Below are 20647 nucleotides of genomic sequence, written 5' to 3'. Positions count from 1 at the left end.
GAGATGCAAGGCAACGTGCAGCGAGTCGGCGGCCATCATGGGCGCGACTCCAGCCAGACCGGATGCGCAACGCCGATCACGGCCGCTGCACTGACCGGTCCGAAGTAGCGGCTGTCGAACGACGCCGGATTGGTGACACTGAGCAGAAACAGCTCGCCGGGCCGAAGGCGGCGGCACTGCTGCCAGGATGGCAGCGGCCGGCCCCAGCGGTCGGCAGATAGCACGGCGGCCGAAGGCACGCCGTCGATGCGGACGCTGCCCCCAATGATGCAAACCTCCTGCGGTGCGACCGCGCCCACGCGCTTGAGCAGCGGGATGCGCGTCGGCAGGTAGCCGCGCTGCGCAGCGAGGGCGGCAGCCTCGGCGGGCAGCGGCACCAGCACGATGCTGCCCACGGACAGCGGACGTGGCGGTGAGCTGGCGCGATGGTCGAGCGGATCGACGCGATACCAGCCGACAGCCACGCTATCGGACGGGTTGTAGGTCAGGCGCGGCAGCGGATGCACGAAGGACGCCCAGGCCAGCGCAGCGAGGCCGCAGGCGGAAAGGCCCGCCAGTACGAGGCGAGCGCGCAAATGTGCGCGGGGCGAGCGAGGACGCGGCCCGGTGCCGGAAGTGAAAACGGCGGTCATGGCAGCGCCCTCCCGGCCAGCCAGGCGGCGTGCCGCTCGGCGCTGTATTCGGGCAGCGGCAGGCGCGCAGCGAGCCGGTTGGCAAGCGTGCGCCAGTACGCGGGCGAAGCGGCAGCGGGCGCGATACCCAGCGCGTCGATGCTGTCGATGCGTTCCAGCACGGCACGCACCGCGTTCTCACCTTCGGCGTGCAGCAGCAGGCGTGCGCCGGGCCGCACGCCGGGGATGCGCTGCACGTCGTCCAGCGGCGTGGCGGCCTGCATCACCATGAGCTGCCAGCGCACGGTGCCGTAGTCATTGGCGTGCCAGCGGATGCGGCAGAACATCGTGCCCGGTAGGAACACGGCGCTACGCCGCCAGCGGTCGAGTTGGAGTGTGCGCGCGGGTTCGCCGAAGCGCAGGTAGAGCTTGAAGCGCGATTCGATGTAGGCCAGCGCCACGCGCGTCAGCGGCGTGCTGGCGGACTGGCTGGAAGGCGCTGCGAGCGCAGCCGTAGCCGCGATGGCGGCAGGCGCGGAGGCAGGCGAAGCAAATGCAGTCATGGTGCGTTCTCCCTGCGGTGCTCGGGAAATTCCCGCTCCAGCAGACCGCGCAACAGCTCGGCCACGGTCACGCCCTGCGTGAAGGCCGACACCTTGATGCGCGCCCGCATTGCGGGCGTGATGTCGAGGGTCAGGCGGGCCGTGTAGAGGTCGCCCTTACCCAGCGCATCGGCATCGCCCTGGCGAATCCACGCCTCGGCGTGCGGATTCGCCGGCGGACGCGCGCCGATGCCGACGCGCTTTGCCGTGCGCTTGCTGTTCGGTGGCGGCTTCGCGGTCATGGCGTCCACCGCAGCAGTTCATCCACCAGCGCAGTGATTTCGCGCGCGGCGGCGCTATCGGGCGCCGTCTCGCGGGCGAGCCGGCCAGCGGCCACGCTGTCGGCGAACACGATGCGTTGATGCACTTCCGAGCGCAGCGCAGGAAGCGGCTGGTCGGCGAGCGCCTGGCGCGCTTCGCGTCCGATCACAGTGGTGCTCACGCGCCGGTTGATGACGAAGGCCGCGCGCAGCGCAGGCCGGAATACCTGCGCCTCGCGGATCAGTGCCACCATCTCGGCGCTGGCCCACAGGTCATAGGGGCTGGGTTGCACGGGGATCAGCACGCGCTCGGCCGCCAGCAGCGCGGAGCGTGCCAAGGCGGCGATGCGCGGCGGGCCGTCGATGACAACGTGATCGGCCCGCCTGGCGAGTTCTGGCGCTTCTTGGTGCAGCGTTTCGCGTGCAAGGCCCACGGCGCTGAACAGTCGTGGCAAGCCTTGCTGGCTTCTGCGCTGTGTCCAGTCCAGCGATGAACCCTGCGGGTCGGCGTCCAGCAGCACGACGTGCTGGCCGCGCATCGCCAGCTCACCGGCGATGTGGGTGGCGAGCGTGGTCTTGCCCACGCCGCCTTTCTGGTTGAGCAGCGCGACGATCATGGCCTGGCCCTCCACGTTGGAAAGCCCGGCTGTTGCTGCTGTGCGTGGTGCCGCTCGGCGGTTTTCCACCGGCGTGCGGCGCTTCTACTATCAGTTAGATGATTTAAGTTAGGGAAGTTAGAGGGGCCGTAGACCCGCGCCGTTATTGGGTTTTCTGGCGATTCGTACTCCTGATAGCACGATAGCCGTACTCCCGATAGCACGATACTCCGTACTCCTGATAGCACGAGCCCGTCCACAAGCTGCGCACCGTTTATCCCCGTGCCGTGAACGGCACGGGCCGAAAGGTCAGCAGCTCGGCGCCGTTGTCCGGCATTCGCTCGATGCCCAGGACGTAGCCGGGCATCGACTGCCGCGCGACCAGCGTGCGCAGGTCGTAGGCGAAGTCCGAGAAGCGCGTGGCGCTGCCCGATTTCCGATACAGGTGCCGGAAATCGAATTGCCAGCCGCCCGGTTGGCGCCCGCCGTGCTTGCGCACCAGCCGGTACAGCCATCGCTCGATCCCGCCCGTGAGCCGGAAATACGCCGGGTCGATGGTCAGTACCAGGGCGGCATCCATGACGCCCGCGTAAAACCAGTCCGGCAGGATCAGCTCCAGCCCCAAGGGCGTGCCCTTGGCATCGGCCAGTTCCTTCCATTCGTTGATCCACGAGAAGCGGTGCAGCCGTCTTCCCGTGGTTTCCCGGATGGACGTGGCCACCGTGGTGGATTGCAGGCGATCCAAGGCCGCTTTGAGGCGCTGGTAGTCGCGCAGCGACGTACCGCGCCCGATGAAGCGCAGGATCTCGTAAGGCGTGGCCTGCATCAGCCGCGACGGGCGCAAGCCCGCATCGCGCGCTTCCACGATCTGACTGGCCGCCCAGATCAGGATGTCCGCATCCCAAATCGTGGCGATGCCGTGCTCCTGCGTGCCCTCCACGCGGATCGTGATGCCGCTGGCCCGGAAGTCGATCGGCGCGACGCGCCGCGACTTCGCCAGCGAGAAGAACGGAAAGGCCATCAAGTCCTGACTGTCGCGCGGCGCCATGTCGCCCGGCAGGGCGCGGAACAGGTCGAGCTGTTCGCGCTCTGGCACGAGCCGCTGCCGGGACGGCAGCGCAGGGCTGGACATGGCGAAGGCCACCCGCGCGCAAGCGATCAGCGCGCACGGCTGTCCGCCGAGTGCTGCTCGGCATACTCGGGATCGGACGTGCTCTCGAAGCTGCGATCCGCAGCCCAGGCATCGAGGTCGGCCACGGCGTACATGACGCGTCGGCCGAACTTGCGGAACTTGGGGCCGCCACCCAGCACGCGCTGCTTCTCCAGCGTGCGCGGCGACAGACGCAGGTAGTCGGCGGCTTCGTCGTTGGTGAGGTAACGCTGCGGCTGCGCAGCGGTAGTGGCAGGAGCGGCGGCAGGCCGCAAGGGAGCGGGACGCATGATGAGAGCCTCCATAGCTTTCAAAGCTCCGGCCGCACAGCGCAACCGGATGGAGGCAGTCTCAGAAAACGAAGCCCTCTTGCTCAGGGTCGTTTTGCGCTCTCTTCAAAACGACCCTTCTCAAGCAGCGGTAGTTGTGCTAGGCGGCGATAGCCGCCGCGCATCAACGCATCGCCGCGCCGTACCAGGCGGCGCACCTTGGAGCGCAGGCCGCCGTCGCTGTACCAACCGGCCGCGGCGTCCACTCCGAACAAGCCTTCGGCCACGTCGCGCAAGGACGCGCCCGCCAGGGTCGCGTCGAGCGCCTGCAGGGTGTGCAGTTCCAGCAGCGCAGCAGGCGTCGGCCTGGGCCTGGTTCGCGCGGTGCTGGGCGCGTGACCGAGCGCAGGCGCGGCGGCGCCACCGCGATGGGCGTAGGCGACAGCCATGCCGTCTTCCAGTCCGGGCGCCAGCGCATAGCGCTGGCAATGGCCGGCACTGCGCGCGATCAGCGCCAGTCGCTGGCCATCGTGGAGCAGGTGCTTGTGGCCGGGGATGTTCCAGAAGTCGAAGGCCACAGCGTCAGGTGGCGGATCGGTATCAGGGTGGAGCTGCACCACGGCAGCATGGCCGGGGAGCCAGGCCGCATGCGCATCACGCGCATCCAAGGCTGGGTCTTCCAGCAGGCGCAATCCCCAGCGATGCGCAGCATTGGGGCGGCGCGCACGGCGCATCCAGTCAAGCCGGTAGTCAGGATGGCGGCGCAGGTACTCCCAAGCCAGTGCCAGCACGTCCAACCACAGGATGTAGAGGTAGGCCGCAGTGGGATACCAGTGCGCGACATGATGAGGATTGACCATGACCGAAGCTCCCGTCGAATAGCAGGAACGTCGCCACGGCGTCAGACATGCAGGAGCCTTAAATCAAGGTAGAAATCCGGTTAAGCTGTATCTGTTGGTGTCAAGGCTAATTGGCTCCGGCGTGTTGCGAAATCCGTCCGAATGCGACGGCCGCCCGACTTAGAAATGTCATGCGGCACGGAATACCGTGCCGCAACTCCCGCGAAGGATCGTGGCTATTTTTCGCATGAGGGCACTATTTCGGTGCAAGAGTGCGGATTCAGACTTTGCGGGTCTGGAGCAAGACCGAAATAGCCTTAATGCGCCCGGCTTGAGCGCGAATAGCTCAATCGACGATAGAGCCGTTTTCCTGCGCCAGCCGCAGGTATTCCGACAGCGGGCGCGCCGCCTGGAAGTACAAATCCCGCGCTACGGGCTGCTTGCTCGGGCCGACGATGGAGGCCAGGTCGGACAGCTTGATGTGACCCAGCTCGGGCATACCGATGCCCACGTCCATGACGCCCCAAGCTGTATCGCCGTCGGCAGGATCGAGCGATGCCAGCAGCCAGATCGCGTGGGCGTCGGGAGTGAATAGCCGCACGACCGGCAACGGGTCGTGAGGTTCACCGGCGGCGACCCGCTGCCCGTTCTCCAGCAGCGTGGCGCGCTGCTCCTCGGTTACGAGGGGAGCCTTCATCGGGGTGCTCCTGTTCCAACATGGCATGTCGGTTTTGCGTTTCCACGAAAGCCGTGGAAACACGAAAGCGCAAAAGCTCAATTGTAGAAATCTGCAAAGGCACGTTGGCGGTTTTCCGGTTCCACCGGAATCCGCAGAAGCGGATTTCCGTAAAAGCACGAAAAAGGGCCAAAAGCATGAATGAGTTAAAGATAACGTGGTTTTAATTGTGCTGCGAATTGACGCTTCTGTCTATGCAGAAGCGATCCATCCAGCGCGGCCGACCGGCCGGCACCACCACCTACGATGCCGAGTTGGCGCAAGCCTTCGGCGCGGCGGTGCGTGCGCTGCGGACGGAGCGTGGCATCGCGCAGGAATCGCTGGCGAACCTCGCCGGCATTGAGCGTTCGCACATGGGTAAGGTTGAGCGCGGCGAACACATGCCCACGCTGGCGATCATCTTCAAGATCGCCAGTGCGCTCGAATGCAGCACGGCAGTGCTGATGAGCGAGGCTGAGAGCCAGCTCGCAGCAGCGGCCCAGCCGTAGGCGCTGGGCCACCGATCCGGCGCAGCCGGTTCGGGGACTTCAGGGGCGCCGAGCATCGCGCGGCGGGGATAGGCCGCAGGGCTTTCCCCTGGAGGCAAGCGCAGCGCGCAGCGCCACCGGCGCGAAGCTGCGATAGGGATTGAAGCCGAATGGCCATGACGGCGAAGTCGGCATGGGGCGCAGCCCGCAAAGCCCGGTCGGCGCAGTGCGCCGAATCGCCCTATATCCGCCTTGGCAACCCGAGGTCATTGTGATGCTGCCCGGCCACCACCATCACGAAGCTGGGAAAGCCAAGCCTTCCTGTATGCCGATCCAAGCAGCACTGCGCCCCGCCACGTGGGCGGGGCGCTGCGGCGGTCACGCCGCCTAGGGCTTGCTGCGCGACCAGATCAGGTCGTGCGTGCCGTTCTCGCCTTCGATCAGGCGGGCGTAGACCGTGGCCGGGAACGAAGGATCGTCGAGGGTCACGGAGATGTACTCCCGCCCGGCCTCGCTGGTCTTCTTCCACGCCGCGCCGATGTCGTGACTGGCGGCCTGCAGGCGGAAGTCCGGGGCCTTCTCGTTGTCCCCCTTGTCGTTGGGAACCAACTTGACCTTGACGTTGAGCGTCAGGGTGCGAAGCGTGCCGGCGAAGCCGTCTTTGTCTGCGGTGAAGGTGCCGATGTTGGCCATGATGTTTTCTCCGTTCGGTTGAACAAGGTTCGCGCCCATCGCGTCCTTGTTGTGATCCGGCCGGCGGGGGACGGGCTGGCTGCACCGCTTGCGGTCGCAACGCAGTGGAGAGCCGGGAGGCGAAAAGAATTTGTCCCGCGAGGAATGCGCGCAGCGCAGGGGAAATTGTTTTCGCTGGACGGTTGCAGCAATGAAGCCCGAGGCGCAGCCGCGCCCCCGCCAGGATTCACAACGAGACAAGGACGCATTGGGCCGAACCGCTCCGAAAGGAGACAGGGCTGGCTCGGCATCCCCGCACGAAGGCTGCACCGGCTCGCCCACTGACGCGGGCCAGGTCAACCATCCGACGACAAGCGAGAACGCCCCGGCCGCACCTTGCGGCGCCGGTCTTGAGGCGTGGCGTGGAAGCTCCATAGCGATGCCGGGCGGGATGTCCGTGAACCGTCCTTCGTGACGTGATGGGCGAGAACCGCCAGCGTTGAGGACGGCACGCATTCGCACAACCTGCCGCAGCAAGCACCAGCGTGTTTGCCAGCCCTGTCCATTGCAGCGGAGCGCTGGCCTGGCCGATCCGGCGGTATCGAGGGGTGCCAAGCTCGCGCGGCAGGGATGGGCCTTGTGCCGATCCCCTAGAGGTAAGCGCAGCGCCGCTGGCGCGCAGGCGTGAGGGATTGAAGCTGGATGTGCAACCTTTCGGTCGCACGGGCGAAGTACAACTCTTCTGCGACGACAGGGAAACAGGGAAAGTGGCGAAATTTTATCGGTATCACCTTATTCTTCACGAATCACGATGATCGGACTCTCCAGCCTTCCAATATCCCTTGGCGCTAACACTGTGTCTCGGGAGCTCCCTGTCTTGAAGGTAGTGAAGTTTCAGCTTTTTTATGGCTGCGGATTCACCTGCCATCCAGATGTAGCCTGGACCGGTCGGTAAAGGACGGTGCAACAGCGACTGACATAGCGTCAGTCCGGGTTCCGATTGGGCGTTCATCCACTGAACCCGCAATCGGGCAGGGCTGTCGATCGGCTGCCGGTCATCCCCTGACGGCACCTCGACATACGCCTTGGCGTTGATACCAGAAGGCAAACGGCGTGCAATGCTCTGGATGCCAGGCAACGCCGTGGCATCCCCCGCGAACATGACCCAGCGCGCATCACTGGGAAGCAGAAAGCCGCCACTGCGGGGCCAGAGTCGCCGCCTGCACCGTGCAGGACGAAATCCAGATCCAGTGTTCCTGCATTGAAATCAATGTTTTGTATGGTGTAGGCCCGGCCGTCACCCGAGGGAAGAAAAACTTTCACCCACGCTGCCGGTTCGTTGGCTCCCGCGACTTTGAGAAATTCGGCAACCTCAGAGCCTCCAAGTGTGATCCGTTGCATATGGGGCGTCACCGAACGAACCGCCTGCACGGTTCCGACTGCTCTTTCGGTACGAGGCCTTGGCATGACTTCAGGCATGGTGGCCTCCCTTGGGTGCGGAAATCAGCAGTTGCAAAGCAACGAGAGCCGACAGGGCGACCGCAACGGCGCCCGCAAGGTAGACGGCCTCAATGTGCCATGCGCCTGCCACGGCCCCCAGCACCGGGCCGGTGATGCCCAGGGCAATGTCGAGAAACGCCACATAAGCCCCCATGGCCAAGCCCCGACTTTGTGGAGGCGCCCGGCGCACGGCTTCCACGCCAAATCCCGGAAAGGCCAGCGAGTAACCGAATCCCGTCAGCGCAGCGCCGGCGTAGGCAACGGTAGGGCTCTGGGCGCCCCAGATCAGCAACTGCCCAACGGCTTCGATCAGCACACAAACCAGCGCCACGCTGGCGCCGCCGAGCTTGTCGGACAAGTGGCCGAAAAAGATGCGCGCGGCAATGAACGCCAGGCCGAAGGCGGTGAATGCCAGTGAGGCGTTGCCCCAGTCTCGGGAAGCGAACAACAGGGCAATGAACGCCGTGATGACCCCAAAGCCCACGCTGCACAAGGCCAGCCCCAAGCCCGGGTGCCACACCATCCCCAGCACCTTGTAGAAAGGCGTGCGGCGGACAGCCGTCGGGGCAGTCGCCCGAACGTTGGCAATCAGTGCCAATGCCAACAGGGGAAGAACGACGGCAGCCACTGAAATGCCGGCGAAGCCATATCCACCTTGAATGGCGATACCCATGGGCGCACCCACCGCGTAGGCGCCGTACATCGCCATGCCATTCCATGCCATGACCTTGCCTGCGTTTTGCGGGCCCACGAGTCCGATCCCCCAACTCAAGGAGCCGGTGACGATCAGGCTTTCGCCGCAGCCGAGCAGCACCCGCCCCAACAGCAGAACCCCAACCGAGGCGGCAGGTGACGAGACGAAGGCCAGCGACGCAAGGTAGGCCACACCTGACGCCGACGCCACCAGAAAGCCCGTGACCACGGACCGTTTGGCCCCACGCGTGTCGGAGAGGTTGCCTGCCCAGGCGCGAGAGAGCAGGGCCGCGGCGAACTGCGCGCCAATGACCACACCCACCACCAGCGTGCTCATGCCCAATGTGCTGGACACATGCAGGGGAAGCACCGGCAGCGGCAAGCCGATGGTGAGAAAGCTGACGAACACCGCCAGTGTGATCGGCAGCAACTTGAGAAAGACGTTGGCGACAGGTGGCGGATTTGCCACCTTGGTCGCCCCCGTGTGAGAACGAGAAGACATCAACAACTCCAAACATGAGCATTTGCTCGACATATGGAATAATATGAGTCATTGCTCACGTTGAAAACTCGCGTTCGGATGATCCCCATGCCACCCTTGCCTCAGCCACGCCGCGTCCCCCGCCAGAGCCGTTCTCGGGCCTTGGTGGACGCCATACTTGAAGCAACGGCTCGCGTTTTGACCGAGCGCGGCTATGCCGGAGCCAACACCAATCTGGTGGCCGAGCGCGCTGGCGTGAGCGTGGGTTCGGTCTATCAGTATTTCCCGAACAAGGATTCGCTCATCACGGCGCTCCATGAGCGGCATGCGGTGGAAATGCACGCAGCCATGGAGACCGTGCTGGCAAGCGCGCATCCACTGGACCTGAGAGGGAAACTGGCGGCCATCGTGCGTGCGTGGCTGGCGGCACACCAGGTCGCCCCTGAGTTGCATCGCGTACTGGAAAAGGAATTTCCTTTCTTCGATGCTCCGCCGGAGCAAAGCACGGCTGACCAAAGCATTCAGCACCGCATTCGCCAGTTGCTGGAAGACCACCAAAGCGAGGTCGTGCTGCAGGACCTGGAACTGGCGACATGGGTTGTACTGCGAACCATGGAATCACTGATCCATGCGGCGGTCATTCCGCCTGGCGCCCCTTGCCCCGCCCAGCAAGTCGAGCAGGCCATCGTCGAAATGCTGGCCGGCTATCTGTGTGGTCCGCAAAGACGTATGGTCTAAGCCTGCTGCCCTCTGCAATAGGCCACCAGATCCGCGATAGACAGTAGGGATCCTCCGTCATCATCACCGACAGTCACTGCCACAAGGTCAAAGATTGGTACGGTCTGGGGCTGATCTCCGTCATACCTGCAAGGCAAGGACAAGGCATCGGCTCGCGTCTGATGCAACAGGCGCTGGCCGAACCCGCGTACTACGCGCGCTTTGGCTTCCAAGCGCATCCGGGCCTGCAACTGCCGGGCCGCCCGGCTATTTCGTGGCACTGGCCTTCCACGGGCCAGTGCCCGAAGGCGTCGCGCAATACAGCGATGCCTTCAACGCCGCCGCCTGAGCCAGCGCGAAGGCGGCGACGTTCTGATGGGCTGTTGGCCTTGAACACCGGGCGCGGCCACCGCCGCGCCCGGATTTTTGAAGTTCACCGCGCCCAGGACGGAACGGCCTGGGCGCGGTGCTGACGACGGTTATTCCTTCGTCTCGATGATCCACCACACGGCGCGCGCCAAGGCGCGGCCCGTGATGGGATGAATGTCGGTGAGGTCGGCGCGGGCCGACCAGCCCGAGGGCGGGAGGTGGCCGCGCACGTCGCCATCGCCGTGCCAGCGGCGAGCGCGCACCGTGCCGGGGGCGTAGCTTGCCGCCATGCGCGGGCGGCTGCTGGTGATGCGGGTCATGGGGGCTTCTCCTTCCGGCGAAGCGCCCCGGTCGAGGCCGGGGCGCTTGCCTTCGGCGCGGGTCAAGCGGCCAGCGCCTCGGCGGTTTCATCCGCCATTGCTTCGGCATCTTCCGGGGCGTCCTGCTCCGGGCCTTCGGCCTTGAAGATGGCAGGCATCCAGCCCGTGCCATCGGCCAGCCGCTCGGCCTCGCTGGCAATGTCGGCCTTCTTCAACTTCGCCAGCCGGGAAACCTGATTGGGCGCGTATTCGCCCACGGCTTGCAGAACTGCCGCTTTCGGAACGTGCTTGAAATACCCCTCGGCGGTCGGCTGCCACCATGCGGCCATGTCGAGGCCCACGGCCTGCGCCAGTTCCTCGCCGGGTTGCTGCGCCGTGGCGCGGGGCATCACCACGTCCACCGTGGAAGCCACGCACACGGCCAGCAACCGCACCAGTTCGTCTTGCGGCTTCGTCAGCAGCACGGCGAACAGTTCGGCGCTGTCTTCCGGCAAGGCTTCCCCGGCCACCTGTTGCAGTTTGCGCAGCGCCACGGCGGCAGGCGATTCCGGCCAATCCGGGGCCATGCCTTCCAGCCGGTCTTGCAGTTTGAGGCCCACGCCCAGCGGCAGAGAATCACGGTTGAGGCCGTAGCGCCTTTCCTGCAAGACGGTCTGCACCATGCCATGCACCACGGCAGCCAGCGCAGCTTGCGGATGACGTGCGACTTCGATTTGCAGCGCGGCGGTGCGGTGAGCGCTCAAGCGTTGCGCCAGCCGGTCGGACATGGCGACGCTCTTGGGTTGCTCGTCGTCCTCGCCTTCGTCGTCGTTCTCGGCGTCCGGGTCGCTGAAACCTTGGCGCAGCTTTTCAAGCGTGCGCAGCGCCTTGGCCTCGGCCTCACGCATCAGGCCGCGATGAATGACGGCCTCGCCGTTGCGGTCGATGGTGACGATGGCACCGGCTGCGGCCTTCACATTCGCGCCGTAGTCCTGCAAGCCATCTTCCAGCGCCTGCAACTGCTCGCCCACGGCTTCACCTTCCTCCTGCAAGGCGTCGGCCTTTTCCTCGTCGTCGGCATCCATCGCGGCGTCCACGGCTTCACCGATGGCCCGCATTTTCTCTTGCAGCTTTTCGATGCGTTGCGCTTCGCGCTTGTTTGGCTCGCGCCGTTCCCTCGGCGCACGCTGGAAGGCGTGCAGGTCGGCATAAGTTACGCCCGGCGTGGCGTCCACCCACGCCCAACCCTCGGCGCGGACAGTGGCGGCAATGCCTGCCAGCTTGTCTTGCGCCAGCCGTTCCAGCAGCGCGGCGTCGTTGAGGTACACGCCCGCATCGCCTTCCGCGAACAGGTCACGGCGGATGCCGCCGCCTGCGGCTTCGTAGCTGTCCAGTCCGACGAAGCGCACCAGCGGATGCCGGTAGGCGTCGATTTCCCTTTCGGTGAGGCGTTCGCGCAAGTGCGAGGGATGGCGCTGCCACTGCGGCGCATCGTAGAACGCGCTTTCCTGCGCGGCGTGGTCGTCGGTGATGGCAAGTGCCATCAACTGGTCAAGGCTCACGGCATCGGCTCGGTAGTCGGCCATCAAGCGCGGCGACACGTTGGCGAGCTTCAAACGGCGCTGCACCACCAGCGGCGTGACGCTGAAATCCGCTGCAATGTCCTCGATGGGACGGCCTTCGGCCACCAGCGCGGCGAAAGCCTCGAACTGGTCTGCCGGGTGCATGGCTTCGCGCTGCACGTTCTCGGTCAGACTGGCGGTGCGGGCCGTGCCATCGGCCACCTGCAAGCAAGGCACCTCCCAATCCTTGGCGATGCGGTGTTTCTTCGCCAGCAGCTTCAACGCGGCGAGGCGACGGCCACCGGCCACGACTTCGTAATGCTCGCCATCGGCAGATGCAATCACGATGAGGTTTTGCAGCAGGCCCACGCGCTGGATGCTTGCGGCCAGTTCAGGGATGGACATGCGCGGGGTCTTGCGCACGTTGCGGCCCGTGGGGCGCAGCACCAGCCGCGACAGTGGAACCAAAATCAGGTTCTTGGTCGGGTCGGCAGCTTCCAGCGGGATAGCTGCGGCGGTATTGACGGCGCGGGCTTCGGTTTGGGTAACGGCGTTCATGGTGTATCTCCAATCGAGTGAAACAAGGGAATGGAGGGGAAACCGCCCCTCCGACGGGGGGACGGTTCAGGCTTTCAACTGGCGCAGGCCATCGGCCAGCATCCAGAGGGCGCGATTGAGGCGCACATCGGAATCAATGCCCTGCACCGGGCGGGTCTGCTGGCGGCGTCCGTTGGCGCTGCGGCCATGCAATCCGCCCTTGGTCAAGTTCTCCTGCGTGCGGTTGAACACGCTCCACAGGTCGGGGCGGCGGTCATCGAACCGGCGCGGCATCAGGATTTGCGATTCGGTGATGGGCGCGGGCTTGTTGTCGGTGGGGTCGTACTTGAGGGCCAGCGCGGAACGGGCGAACACTTCGGCTTCGCCTTCGTCCAGCTTGATCGCGCGCATGGCATCGCGGGATTCCTTCACCCGCTCGAAGCCGCTCAATACCTCGAAAGCGCCTTCGATGACGGAACCGGCCACGTCGCCTTTGTGGGGTACGCGCACGTCCGCCACGGTGTCGCCGCAGACAAGGCCATTGCTGCAAACGAAGCGGAACATCCCCGCCAACATTTGATAGCTGCTCGTGCCGTCATGCGAGTTCAGCAGCACGATTTCGTTAGCCTCCGCGCCGTTGATCTGGTTGGCATGGCGCAGGCGCAGCATGTGTTTGGTGTGCTCGCGCTTGCCTTCATCGCGCACGCGGGTTTGCGTCACCATGAAAGGCTGGAAGCCTTCTTTGCGAAGCTCGGTCAGGACGGCAGCGGTCGGGATGTAGCTGTACCGTTCGGAACGGCTCTCATGCGGGGCGTCCGCGAAGATGGACGGGGCCACGCTGCGAATCTGGTCATCGGACAGCGGGTAGTCGCTGCGCAGCGAAGGGGAACGGGAAGCGAAACGGGATGCGAGTTGCATGGTCTTTCTCCTGACAAAAAGAGGTTTGCTGTTCACACCGCAAACCGGATTCCTAGATTCGGAGCCCAGCCTTTCGGCTGTTCGGTGCGGTCGGCACGAGGAACCCGGTTGGCCCTGTTGCCACCGTCTTTCCTGAGTTCATCGCCCGCGACGGTCAGGAGCGCGCGAACGGGCGCCGTCAAGGAAACAAGCGCAGGGTTGGTGCGGCCCGCAGGCGTAGCCGAGGACACGGCCCTGCGCGCCTTGACGGCGCACGGGCGCGGGCTACAGTCGCGGACAAGGTGATGAAGTCAGGGGAGACGGCTGGACAAGGCAACGGCCATCCCTGTGTGCTGAACCGCACGCAAGCGAAGCGCGCAGGCCCGAAGCTGGAAGCCGGGCCGAGGCGTCAGCCGAGCGGAGCGAGGGAACGATGGAAGCCCGACAGGGGCGAAACCCCGCAGGGGGTTCGATGCGCAGCACGACAGCGCGACCGGCCATCCCCCAGGTGGCCGGGGACGCCCAGCCTTCAACGCAAGATCAGGACGAGTCCACGCAAGGCATCGTGAATCTGCTGCGAATGCGGTCTGGCCGATCCGGCGCAGCCGGGTCGGCGGTGTTCAGGGGCGCCACGCCTGCGCGGCGGGGATAGCCCGCAGGGCTTTCCCCTGGAGGGCAAGCCGAAGGTGCGCAGGCATCGCGCCGCATGGGCGCGATGCGAAGGGCGTCCCTCGACGCCCCAGGCCCGGATCAGACAACGATCCGCCCAGCCATCCGCGCATCGCGCGCATAGGCGCTCAACCGCTTCTCGGCCCGAAACGACAGGTCGCGCTCAATCGGCAGGCCCAACCCGCCGCGCACCGTCGCCAGCTCACCCAGGCTGACCCAGCCGATTTCCGGCTCACCCAGCCCCAGGTCGCAAAGACCGAAGGCGTGGTCGTGGTCATCAGGATCAATCTCGGTCAGCAGCCAGGTCGCGCCGGCGTCCGGCGTGAACAGCTTGACCACGGGTGCCGGATCGAAGTCCGGGTTCTCCAAGGATTCGCGGCCGTTGGCCAGCAGCACAATGCGCTGCTCGTCAGTGATGAGTGCGTTGTTCATGGTGAACTCCTGAAAGGTTGCCGGGCGGAATTGCCCAGCCCTTCCAGGGCACGGCGCAGCGCAAGCAGTCAAAGATCGAAGACGGCCGCCAGGCCGCAAGCGCCTCCGGCGCGCAGTCATTGACGGCGAGCACGCCGTGGCACGATGAAGGGAACAGCAAGACCGCCTCCCTCACACCTCCATGCTCCTCGGTTTTCCGCAAGCGAAGCGCGCAGGCCCGCATGGGCCGGAGTTGCGCCACCAGACGCAGCAAAAAGGGGGCCGAAGCCCCCTCGGTCAAATCAGGCCACGTTCGGCAAATGACGCGGCGCTGTTGCCCGCGACGACATGATCCAGCGTGACAACATCCACCAGCGCCAGCGCCTCCTTGAGCCGCTGAGTCAGTGACCTGTCGGCGCCGCTCGGTTCGGGATTTCCGCTCGGGTGATTGTGCGAAACAATGACCGCCGCCGCATTGAGCCGCAGCGCCTCCTTGACCACCTCGCGCGGATGCACCGATGCACTGTCGATGGTGCCGTGGAACATCTCGACGTATTCGATCAGGCGATGCTTCGTATCCAGAAACAGCACCGCGAAGACTTCGTGCTCGTAGCCCGCCAACTTGGCACACAGGTACTCCTTGACGGCCGCCGGTGAAGTGAACGAGGCACCGCGCTGCATCTTGTGCTCGATGACCTGGCGCGCGGCCTCCAGCACCTGCTCGGCCGTCGCCAAGAGGTAGTGGCCCTGCGCGTCGCGCACCATCAACGAGGCGTCGAACGAGGAAAAGGTCAGTTGCGACATGATCGTGCTCCGGTTGCTCGGGCGGAATTGCCCGGAACCGTCGCCAGCACGGCGCAGCGCAAGCAGTCAGGGGTCGCAGACGGCCACCAGGACGCAAGCGCGCACCCGCGCGCGCCGCCCTTGACGGCGAGAACGTCGTGATACGGTGAAGGGAACAGCCAGGCCCGTCCAATGCACACATTCGATGCTGGCAAGCGCAGCGCGCAGGCCCAGAAGGGCCGGAGGCGTCAGCGATTTGGAAGGCTGGCGATAGACAGTCCCGCAGGGATGAGCGGGCAGCGAACCTGGAGCAGCGCGGCCCGGCTTTGCCGGGGCGTTGTTGCACAAATCGTTGCTCAGCAAGCTGTAGGCTTGCTGCATGAGCCAGCCCCGTAAGCCCCGCTACCGAACCACCAACTGGAAACAGTACAGCGCAACCCTTAAAGCTCGGGGCTCTTTGACGGTGTGGCTGGACAAGCGCATGTGCTGGTTTGCCGCTGCAAGCGGCAAACGCGGACGCAGTCCGAAGTTCTCTGATGCCGCTATTCAATTTTGTTTAACGCTCAAGAACTTGTTTTGCCTGGCACTCAGGCAAACCACCGGGCTAGTCGAGTCGGTACTGCACTTGTATGGGCTTGCTTGGCCAGTACCGGACTTCAGTACGCTGTGCAGGCGGCAACTCGATTTGAATGTCCAGATTCCGTATACCCGCAGTAAAGTTGGCTTACACCTACTAGTCGATTCAACAGGAATCAAATTCCTGGGTGAAGGCGAATGGAAATGCAAAAAGCATGGCCCTGAGCGCCGCCGTCAGTGGCGCAAGCTGCACATCGGCATTGACGCCAAGACACTGCAGATTCGAGCCATCTGTGTGACCTCGAACAACGTCAGTGACGCTGCAGTGATTCCTGATTTGCTACAGCAGTTGCCTGCGGATGAAACGCTAGAGAGTCTGACGGGGGATGGTGCATACGACACACAGCCAGCCTACGAAGCTGTCATCAGGCGTGGTGCTATCCCAATCATTCCTCCACGCAAGAATGCTCGAATTCGTAGGGGAAGTGTCTTTGAGTACCGCAATGCAGCCATTACTGCATGCAGGCGGCTAGGGCGTAGTATCTGGAAGCGCTGGATTGGCTATCACCGGCGAAGTTTGGTGGAAACCAAGATGCACTGCATCAAGCGACTGGGCGAGCGTGTGATGTCTCGAACCTTTGAGCGACAAGTGAACGAGCTGCATATTCGAGCAGCCATACTGAACCGATTCACTGAGCTGGGCCGTCCTCAGACGGCAGCCGTGGCATAGCCACGGCTGGGGTTGGGGGTAACTCGCCTCAAACTGGATTTATGCAACAACGCCCAAACCTTCCAAGGCATACCGCGCCAGTGCATGGCCCTTGTCGGCGCACAGGATCAGGCCCACGGGCGGGTTCTCATCGGGATAGGCCCAATGCTCCTTGGCATAGTTGCAATACATGTGCATCTGGCCTACGTCCGCATGGGTCAGGCTGCCCAGTTTCAAGTCGATGATGACCAGGCAGCGTAAGCGCCGATGGAACAGCAGCAAATCGACCCGATACCAGGTCTGGTTGATGCGCAACCGGCGCTGCCGACCGATGAAGGTGAAGCCTTCACCCAGCTCCAGCAGGAAGTCCTCCAGCCGCCGGATCAGGGCGGTTTCAAGATCGGATTCCGAATACTCGTCCTTGAGGTCGAGGAACTCCAGCACATACGGGTCTTTGATGGTGTCGTTGGGGGTGACGACATCCTCGGGCATGGGCACCGCGCCCTTGACCAGCATCGCCGCCTTGTTCTTCGACAGCGCCGTGCGCTCGTAGAACTGGCTGCCAATCTGCCGGTCAAGCTGGCGCACGCTCCAGCCGCCGCGCAGCGCCTCGGCCTCGTAGAAGCGGCGGGCGTGTTCATCCTTCACCGACAGCAGCCGCACGTAGGCCGACCACGGCAGCGTGAACACCTGCGCCAGCTCGCCCAAGGCCAATTTCCGAGACGCTGTCTCGGATTTCTCGGCGGGCAGCCCGTCCCCCGATTTCCGAGACAATGCCTCGGAAATCACCGGCCGGGGATAGGCGGCGAAGAACCGCCGCATGTTCTCCAGGTTGTCCGGGCTGAACCCGCGCCCGAAGCGCGCGGTGAGGTCGGCGGACAGTCGGGCAATCAACTGTTCGCCGTACCCTGCGCGCCGCTTGCCCTGTTGCTCGGCCTCCACGATGCGGCGGCCAATCTCCCAATAGCTTGCCGTCATCAGCGCATTGACGCTGCGTGCCGCCGCCTGGCGCGCAGCGCCAAGCAGCTCCACAATGCCGCTGTGGATGCCGGCGTAGCCGGCAGGCAGGGCCGCGCCTTTTTCCTTGGGTGTCCGGGCGCTCATGCCGTGGCCTCCTGGGGCTGCTGTTGCCGCGCACCGGTAATGGCCTGGCGGCGGCTGGCCACCAACTCGGCCGCGTCGCGCACCGGCTTGTCCTCGGTGTGGACGTAGTGCATGAACATCGCCACGGTCTTGTGGCCCGTCAGCTTCATGCCTACCTTGGTCGGCACGCCCGAATTGGCAATGTCGGTGGTCGAGCGGTGGCGAATGCCATGCGTGCCGACGTGCGGCACGCCGGCGGCCTTGAGCGCCCGGCACCAGCCGCCGTAGTGCTCGCCAAAGGTCAGGTGCTTGTCCGGGTCGTTGGGCGACGGCAGGACATACGGGCAGCCTTCCCGGCGCGGCGCCGTCGAAAGCAGCCGATAGGCTTCCGCGCTCATGGGTTTGGACATGCCGCCGGTCTTGCTGTCGGGCCAGACCACACGGCGGTTCTCGAAGTCCAGCCAAGCCCATTCGAGTGGGCAGATTTCGGAGCGCCGGGCGGCAAACTCGAATTGCAGCCGGATCGCCAGCGGGATGACGTAGTTCTCCAGCCCTTCGGCCTCCAGCTTGTCCAGATGGCGGTAGATCAGCGTCAGTTCGCCGTCCACAATGAGCCGGGTTTCCTTGCCCGGCGGAAACATCGGGACATGGCGGCACGGGTTGGTGCCGTCCGGGCGGTAGCCCCACACTTCGGCCAGATTGAACATCTTGCGCAGCACGCCGAATGCCTTGTTTGCCTCAGTGGGCTTGTACGAGAGCTTTTCCATCAACCCGGCAATGTCGGGGCGCTTCACGTCCTGTACCTTCTTGCGGCCTAGCAGCGGGATGATGCAGCGGTCGATGACGCCCTGATAGCCTTCCTGCGTGCTGGGCTTGTTGCGCTTCTTGGAATAGTCCTCCATGAACTTCGTGCACAACTCAGCCATCGTGGGCGCTTTGCGCGCCTCGGCCTTGGCGCCGCCGGGGTCGCCGCCCCGGCGAACCTCGGCCAGCCAGTCCTGCGCCATGACGCGGGCCTGTTCAACCGTCAGTTCCCCGAACAAGCCCAAGGCGGGCTTGCGGCGTTCCCCAGCGTTTGTGCGGTACTGAAGCATGAACACCCGACGGCCCGCCGGGGTGATCTTACAGAGGAAGCCGGGCACCACGGTATCCCGCAGTTCGATAGCCGTGGCCTGGGGTTGTGCCGCCTCTACGGCGGTCTTGGTGAGCTTGATCTTTGCCATGATGACTCCTTGGAACGACCCGATTCCAAGAGCCACATAGGAGCGGCGCGGGGGGAAGCCGGGTCAGGTTTCAGAAAGCACCGGCATATGATGGACGCGCGTAAGTTATTGATAAACCTGCTGTATCGGGCTACAGCGCAGTCCAGCGAAATGTCGGGTTGGAGTCATCGTGAAATAAAAAACCCGCCGGCGGCGAGTGCCGAAATCGACATAACTTGATCTGGATCCTGGCAGGCGCCTGCCATCGGTGCCATCATTGCCCGCAATGGCCGCCCCCGGCTGTCCGCACGCCGTCCCGGCCTGCGCCCCGGGGCGCAGCCACGCCAGGACAACCGTTGCCCAATCAGGAGATCGCCCCATGACCAATATCGTGCTTGCCACCGATGGTTCGCCCTTTGCCGATGCCGCCGCGCGCTTCATCATCGAAGGCCGCCTGCTGCAGAGCGGCTTCACCGTGCACGTGGTGCACGTGACGCCGGAAGTCACCGGACAGGTACGCGCCTTCGTCAGCAAGGAAACCATCGACGCCTGGCACCAGGAGGAAAGCGACAAGGCCATGAAGTCGGTGTCGGACATTCTCGCCGCGGGCGGCGTCGCCTTCGAGCGCCACGCGCTGCACGGCTTCGCGCCGGAGCGCATCGTGGCCTATGCCACCAGCGTGGACGCGCAGGGCATCGTCATGGGCACGCACGGGCGCGGCTCGTTCTTCGACGCGGTGATCGGCTCGGTGGCGGGCCGGGTGCTGGCGCATGCGCCGTGCCCGGTGGTGCTGGTCAAGGCGCAGGACAAGAAGTAAGGCCTGCGCGGTCCGCGCCGCTTGCTTTAGGCCGCGCTTGTGCCCGCGCTTGTGCCCGGGCTGATGTCCGGGTCCGGCCGGGCTTCATGCCGGCCAGAGCGGCGGCTCGTCCATCAGCGCGACCTGCTCGCGCAGTTCGAGGATGCGGTCCTGCCAGTAGCGCGCCGTGCCGAACCACGGAAAGGCCGTGGGGAAGGCCGGGTCGCGCCAGCGGCTGGCCAGCCACGCGCTGTAGTGCAGCAGGCGCAGCGTGCGCAGCGCCTCGATCAGGTGGAGCTGGCGCGGATGGAATTCCGCGAAATCCTCGTAGCCGGCCAGGATGTCGGCCATCTGGCGCTGCATCGCGGCGCGGTCGCCTTCGAGCAGCATCCACAGATCCTGCACGGCCGGGCCCATGCGGCTGTCGTCGAAGTCGACGAAGTGCGGGCCGGGCGGACGCGCGCCGGCTTGCGACGCCTCTATCCACAGCACGTTGCCGCGATGGCAGTCGCCATGCAGGCGCAGCAGCGGCAGTTCGCCGGCGCGCTCGTAGCAGCGGCGCGCGCCGTCGATGGCGAGCGCCGCCACCGCTTCCCAGGCCGGGCGCAGGTCGTGCGGAATGCAGTCGTGCGCCAGCAGCCAGTCGCGCGGGGCCACGCCGAAGGTGTCCACGTCGATGGCCGGGCGCGCGACGTAGGGCCGCGTGGCGCCGACCGCGTGGATGCGGCCGATGAAGCGGCCGAGCCAGGTCAGCGTGTCGGCGCGGTCGAGCTCGGGCTCGCGCCCGCCGCAGCGCGGGAACACCGCGAAGCGGAAGCCCGCGTGCGCCAGCAGCGTGCGGCCGTCGCGCGCGATGGCCGGCACCGCCGGGATCTCGGCGTCGGCCAGTTGCTGCACGAACGCGTGTTCTTCCAGGATGGCGGCGTCGCTCCAGCGGCCGGGCCGGTAGAACTTGGCCACCACCGGCGCGCTGTCTTCGATGCCGACCTGCCAGACCCGGTTCTCGTAGCTGTTGAGCGCCAGCAGGCGGCCGTCCGGCTGGAAGCCGGCGGCTTCCAGCGCGTCGAGCAGCAGGTCCGGCGTCAGGCCGGCGTAGGGCACGCCGCCATCATCGACGCCATCGCCCGTACCCGGAAGATCGAAGCCTGAGCTGGACATGAT

General features: G+C 65.2%; 24 protein-coding genes. 4 read left to right on the top strand and 20 right to left on the bottom strand.

Translation table 11 applies throughout. The annotated features are described in order from the left end of the window. Window positions 1–35: 35 nt before the first annotated feature. The 8 genes from ACWTPI_RS03315 to ACWTPI_RS03280 all read right to left on the bottom strand — a co-directional run bounded on the left by ACWTPI_RS03315 (window position 36) and on the right by ACWTPI_RS03280 (window position 5024). The gene (locus ACWTPI_RS03315; protein WP_034201273.1) at window positions 36–632 is read right to left on the bottom strand and encodes a S26 family signal peptidase; all 597 of its coding nucleotides are present in this window, start codon (window positions 630–632) and stop codon (window positions 36–38) included. Beyond that, entirely contained in the window at window positions 629–1174 is a 546-nt protein-coding gene (locus ACWTPI_RS03310) for a DUF2840 domain-containing protein (protein ID WP_034201274.1), read from the bottom strand. Before ACWTPI_RS03310 ends, ACWTPI_RS03315 begins: the two co-directional genes overlap by 4 nt. Then, complete coding sequence (locus ACWTPI_RS03305) at window positions 1171–1455, bottom strand: hypothetical protein (RefSeq protein WP_034201275.1); 285 nt, start codon at window positions 1453–1455, stop codon at window positions 1171–1173. Before ACWTPI_RS03305 ends, ACWTPI_RS03310 begins: the two co-directional genes overlap by 4 nt. Then, entirely contained in the window at window positions 1452–2090 is a 639-nt protein-coding gene (parA, locus tag ACWTPI_RS03300; protein ID WP_034201276.1) for a ParA family partition ATPase, read from the bottom strand. The genes ACWTPI_RS03305 and parA overlap by 4 nt, the downstream gene beginning before the upstream one ends. Window positions 2091–2343: 253 nt before the next feature. Next, window positions 2344–3201 (bottom strand): replication initiator protein A, encoded by an 858-nt coding sequence (locus tag ACWTPI_RS03295; RefSeq protein ID WP_034201277.1) that lies wholly within the window; start codon window positions 3199–3201, stop codon window positions 2344–2346. Between the two features lie 26 nt (window positions 3202–3227). Beyond that, on the bottom strand, window positions 3228–3509 hold the full coding sequence (locus ACWTPI_RS03290) for a helix-turn-helix transcriptional regulator (protein WP_034201895.1): 282 nt from the start codon (window positions 3507–3509) through the stop codon (window positions 3228–3230). A gap of 83 nt (window positions 3510–3592) precedes the next feature. Then, window positions 3593–4348, bottom strand: coding sequence for a DUF2285 domain-containing protein (locus ACWTPI_RS03285; RefSeq protein ID WP_034201278.1), 756 nt, complete (start codon window positions 4346–4348; stop codon window positions 3593–3595). Window positions 4349–4673: 325 nt separating this feature from the next. Further along, window positions 4674–5024 (bottom strand): DUF2958 domain-containing protein, encoded by a 351-nt coding sequence (locus tag ACWTPI_RS03280; protein WP_034201279.1) that lies wholly within the window; start codon window positions 5022–5024, stop codon window positions 4674–4676. A gap of 233 nt (window positions 5025–5257) precedes the next feature. Between ACWTPI_RS03280 and ACWTPI_RS03275 the strand changes: the two genes are divergently transcribed. Next, window positions 5258–5551, top strand: coding sequence for a helix-turn-helix domain-containing protein (locus ACWTPI_RS03275; RefSeq protein WP_034201896.1), 294 nt, complete (start codon window positions 5258–5260; stop codon window positions 5549–5551). A 366-nt stretch (window positions 5552–5917) separates the two neighbouring features. Here ACWTPI_RS03275 and ACWTPI_RS03270 read toward each other — a convergent pair whose 3' ends face one another. The 4 genes from ACWTPI_RS03270 to ACWTPI_RS03255 form a co-directional block, all read right to left on the bottom strand. Continuing rightward, complete coding sequence (locus ACWTPI_RS03270; RefSeq protein WP_034201280.1) at window positions 5918–6223, bottom strand: DUF736 domain-containing protein; 306 nt, start codon at window positions 6221–6223, stop codon at window positions 5918–5920. 778 nt (window positions 6224–7001) lie between these two features. Continuing rightward, entirely contained in the window at window positions 7002–7322 is a 321-nt protein-coding gene (locus tag ACWTPI_RS03265; RefSeq protein ID WP_226145693.1) for a siderophore-interacting protein, read from the bottom strand. Continuing rightward, on the bottom strand, window positions 7211–7603 hold the full coding sequence (locus ACWTPI_RS03260; RefSeq protein WP_230626791.1) for an SIP domain-containing protein: 393 nt from the start codon (window positions 7601–7603) through the stop codon (window positions 7211–7213). The genes ACWTPI_RS03265 and ACWTPI_RS03260 overlap by 112 nt, the downstream gene beginning before the upstream one ends. A 70-nt stretch (window positions 7604–7673) precedes the next feature. Then, on the bottom strand, window positions 7674–8897 hold the full coding sequence (locus ACWTPI_RS03255) for an arabinose transporter (RefSeq protein ID WP_034201897.1): 1224 nt from the start codon (window positions 8895–8897) through the stop codon (window positions 7674–7676). Between the two features lie 177 nt (window positions 8898–9074). Here ACWTPI_RS03255 and ACWTPI_RS03250 point away from each other — a divergent pair, with 177 nt between their 5' ends. Next, window positions 9075–9614 (top strand): TetR/AcrR family transcriptional regulator, encoded by a 540-nt coding sequence (locus tag ACWTPI_RS03250; RefSeq protein ID WP_233474124.1) that lies wholly within the window; start codon window positions 9075–9077, stop codon window positions 9612–9614. Between the two features lie 458 nt (window positions 9615–10072). Here the strand turns inward: ACWTPI_RS03250 and ACWTPI_RS03245 are convergent, their stop codons facing one another. The 5 genes from ACWTPI_RS03245 to radC form a co-directional block, all read right to left on the bottom strand. Then, window positions 10073–10282: a hypothetical protein gene (locus ACWTPI_RS03245; RefSeq protein ID WP_034201282.1), complete on the bottom strand. Its 210-nt coding sequence runs from the start codon at window positions 10280–10282 to the stop codon at window positions 10073–10075. Between the two features lie 62 nt (window positions 10283–10344). After that, window positions 10345–12381, bottom strand: coding sequence for a ParB/RepB/Spo0J family partition protein (locus ACWTPI_RS03240; protein ID WP_034201283.1), 2037 nt, complete (start codon window positions 12379–12381; stop codon window positions 10345–10347). Window positions 12382–12447: 66 nt separating this feature from the next. Beyond that, window positions 12448–13278: a DUF932 domain-containing protein gene (locus tag ACWTPI_RS03235; protein WP_034201284.1), complete on the bottom strand. Its 831-nt coding sequence runs from the start codon at window positions 13276–13278 to the stop codon at window positions 12448–12450. Between the two features lie 729 nt (window positions 13279–14007). Then, window positions 14008–14358 carry a DUF2958 domain-containing protein gene (locus tag ACWTPI_RS03230; RefSeq protein ID WP_034201285.1) on the bottom strand — a complete coding sequence of 117 codons (351 nt, stop codon included), beginning with the start codon at window positions 14356–14358 and terminating at the stop codon, window positions 14008–14010. Window positions 14359–14634: 276 nt separating this feature from the next. After that, window positions 14635–15141, bottom strand: coding sequence for a RadC family protein (gene radC / locus ACWTPI_RS03225; protein ID WP_034201286.1), 507 nt, complete (start codon window positions 15139–15141; stop codon window positions 14635–14637). 358 nt (window positions 15142–15499) lie between these two features. Here radC and ACWTPI_RS03220 point away from each other — a divergent pair, with 358 nt between their 5' ends. Continuing rightward, a complete protein-coding gene (locus tag ACWTPI_RS03220) occupies window positions 15500–16426 on the top strand; it encodes an IS5 family transposase (RefSeq protein ID WP_080747387.1) in 927 nt (308 codons plus the stop codon). A gap of 39 nt (window positions 16427–16465) precedes the next feature. On the opposite strand, the gene ACWTPI_RS03215 is transcribed toward ACWTPI_RS03220, so the two are convergent. Together ACWTPI_RS03215 and ACWTPI_RS03210 are read right to left on the bottom strand one after the other, a co-directional pair. Further along, on the bottom strand, window positions 16466–17509 hold the full coding sequence (locus ACWTPI_RS03215; protein WP_046196821.1) for a PDDEXK nuclease domain-containing protein: 1044 nt from the start codon (window positions 17507–17509) through the stop codon (window positions 16466–16468). After that, a complete protein-coding gene (locus tag ACWTPI_RS03210; protein ID WP_034201287.1) occupies window positions 17506–18711 on the bottom strand; it encodes a tyrosine-type recombinase/integrase in 1206 nt (401 codons plus the stop codon). The genes ACWTPI_RS03215 and ACWTPI_RS03210 overlap by 4 nt, the downstream gene beginning before the upstream one ends. A 358-nt stretch (window positions 18712–19069) precedes the next feature. Between ACWTPI_RS03210 and ACWTPI_RS03205 the strand changes: the two genes are divergently transcribed. Continuing rightward, a complete protein-coding gene (locus tag ACWTPI_RS03205) occupies window positions 19070–19507 on the top strand; it encodes a universal stress protein (protein WP_059410505.1) in 438 nt (145 codons plus the stop codon). Between the two features lie 84 nt (window positions 19508–19591). Here the strand turns inward: ACWTPI_RS03205 and ACWTPI_RS03200 are convergent, their stop codons facing one another. Next, window positions 19592–20644 (bottom strand): serine/threonine protein kinase, encoded by a 1053-nt coding sequence (locus ACWTPI_RS03200; protein ID WP_454730952.1) that lies wholly within the window; start codon window positions 20642–20644, stop codon window positions 19592–19594. Between the last annotated feature and the right edge of the window lie 3 nt (window positions 20645–20647).

Source organism: Cupriavidus ulmosensis, assembly GCF_977008105.1.
The sequence above is the reverse complement of the archived record's forward strand: the minus strand, read 5'-3'. Positions and strand labels throughout refer to the sequence as shown.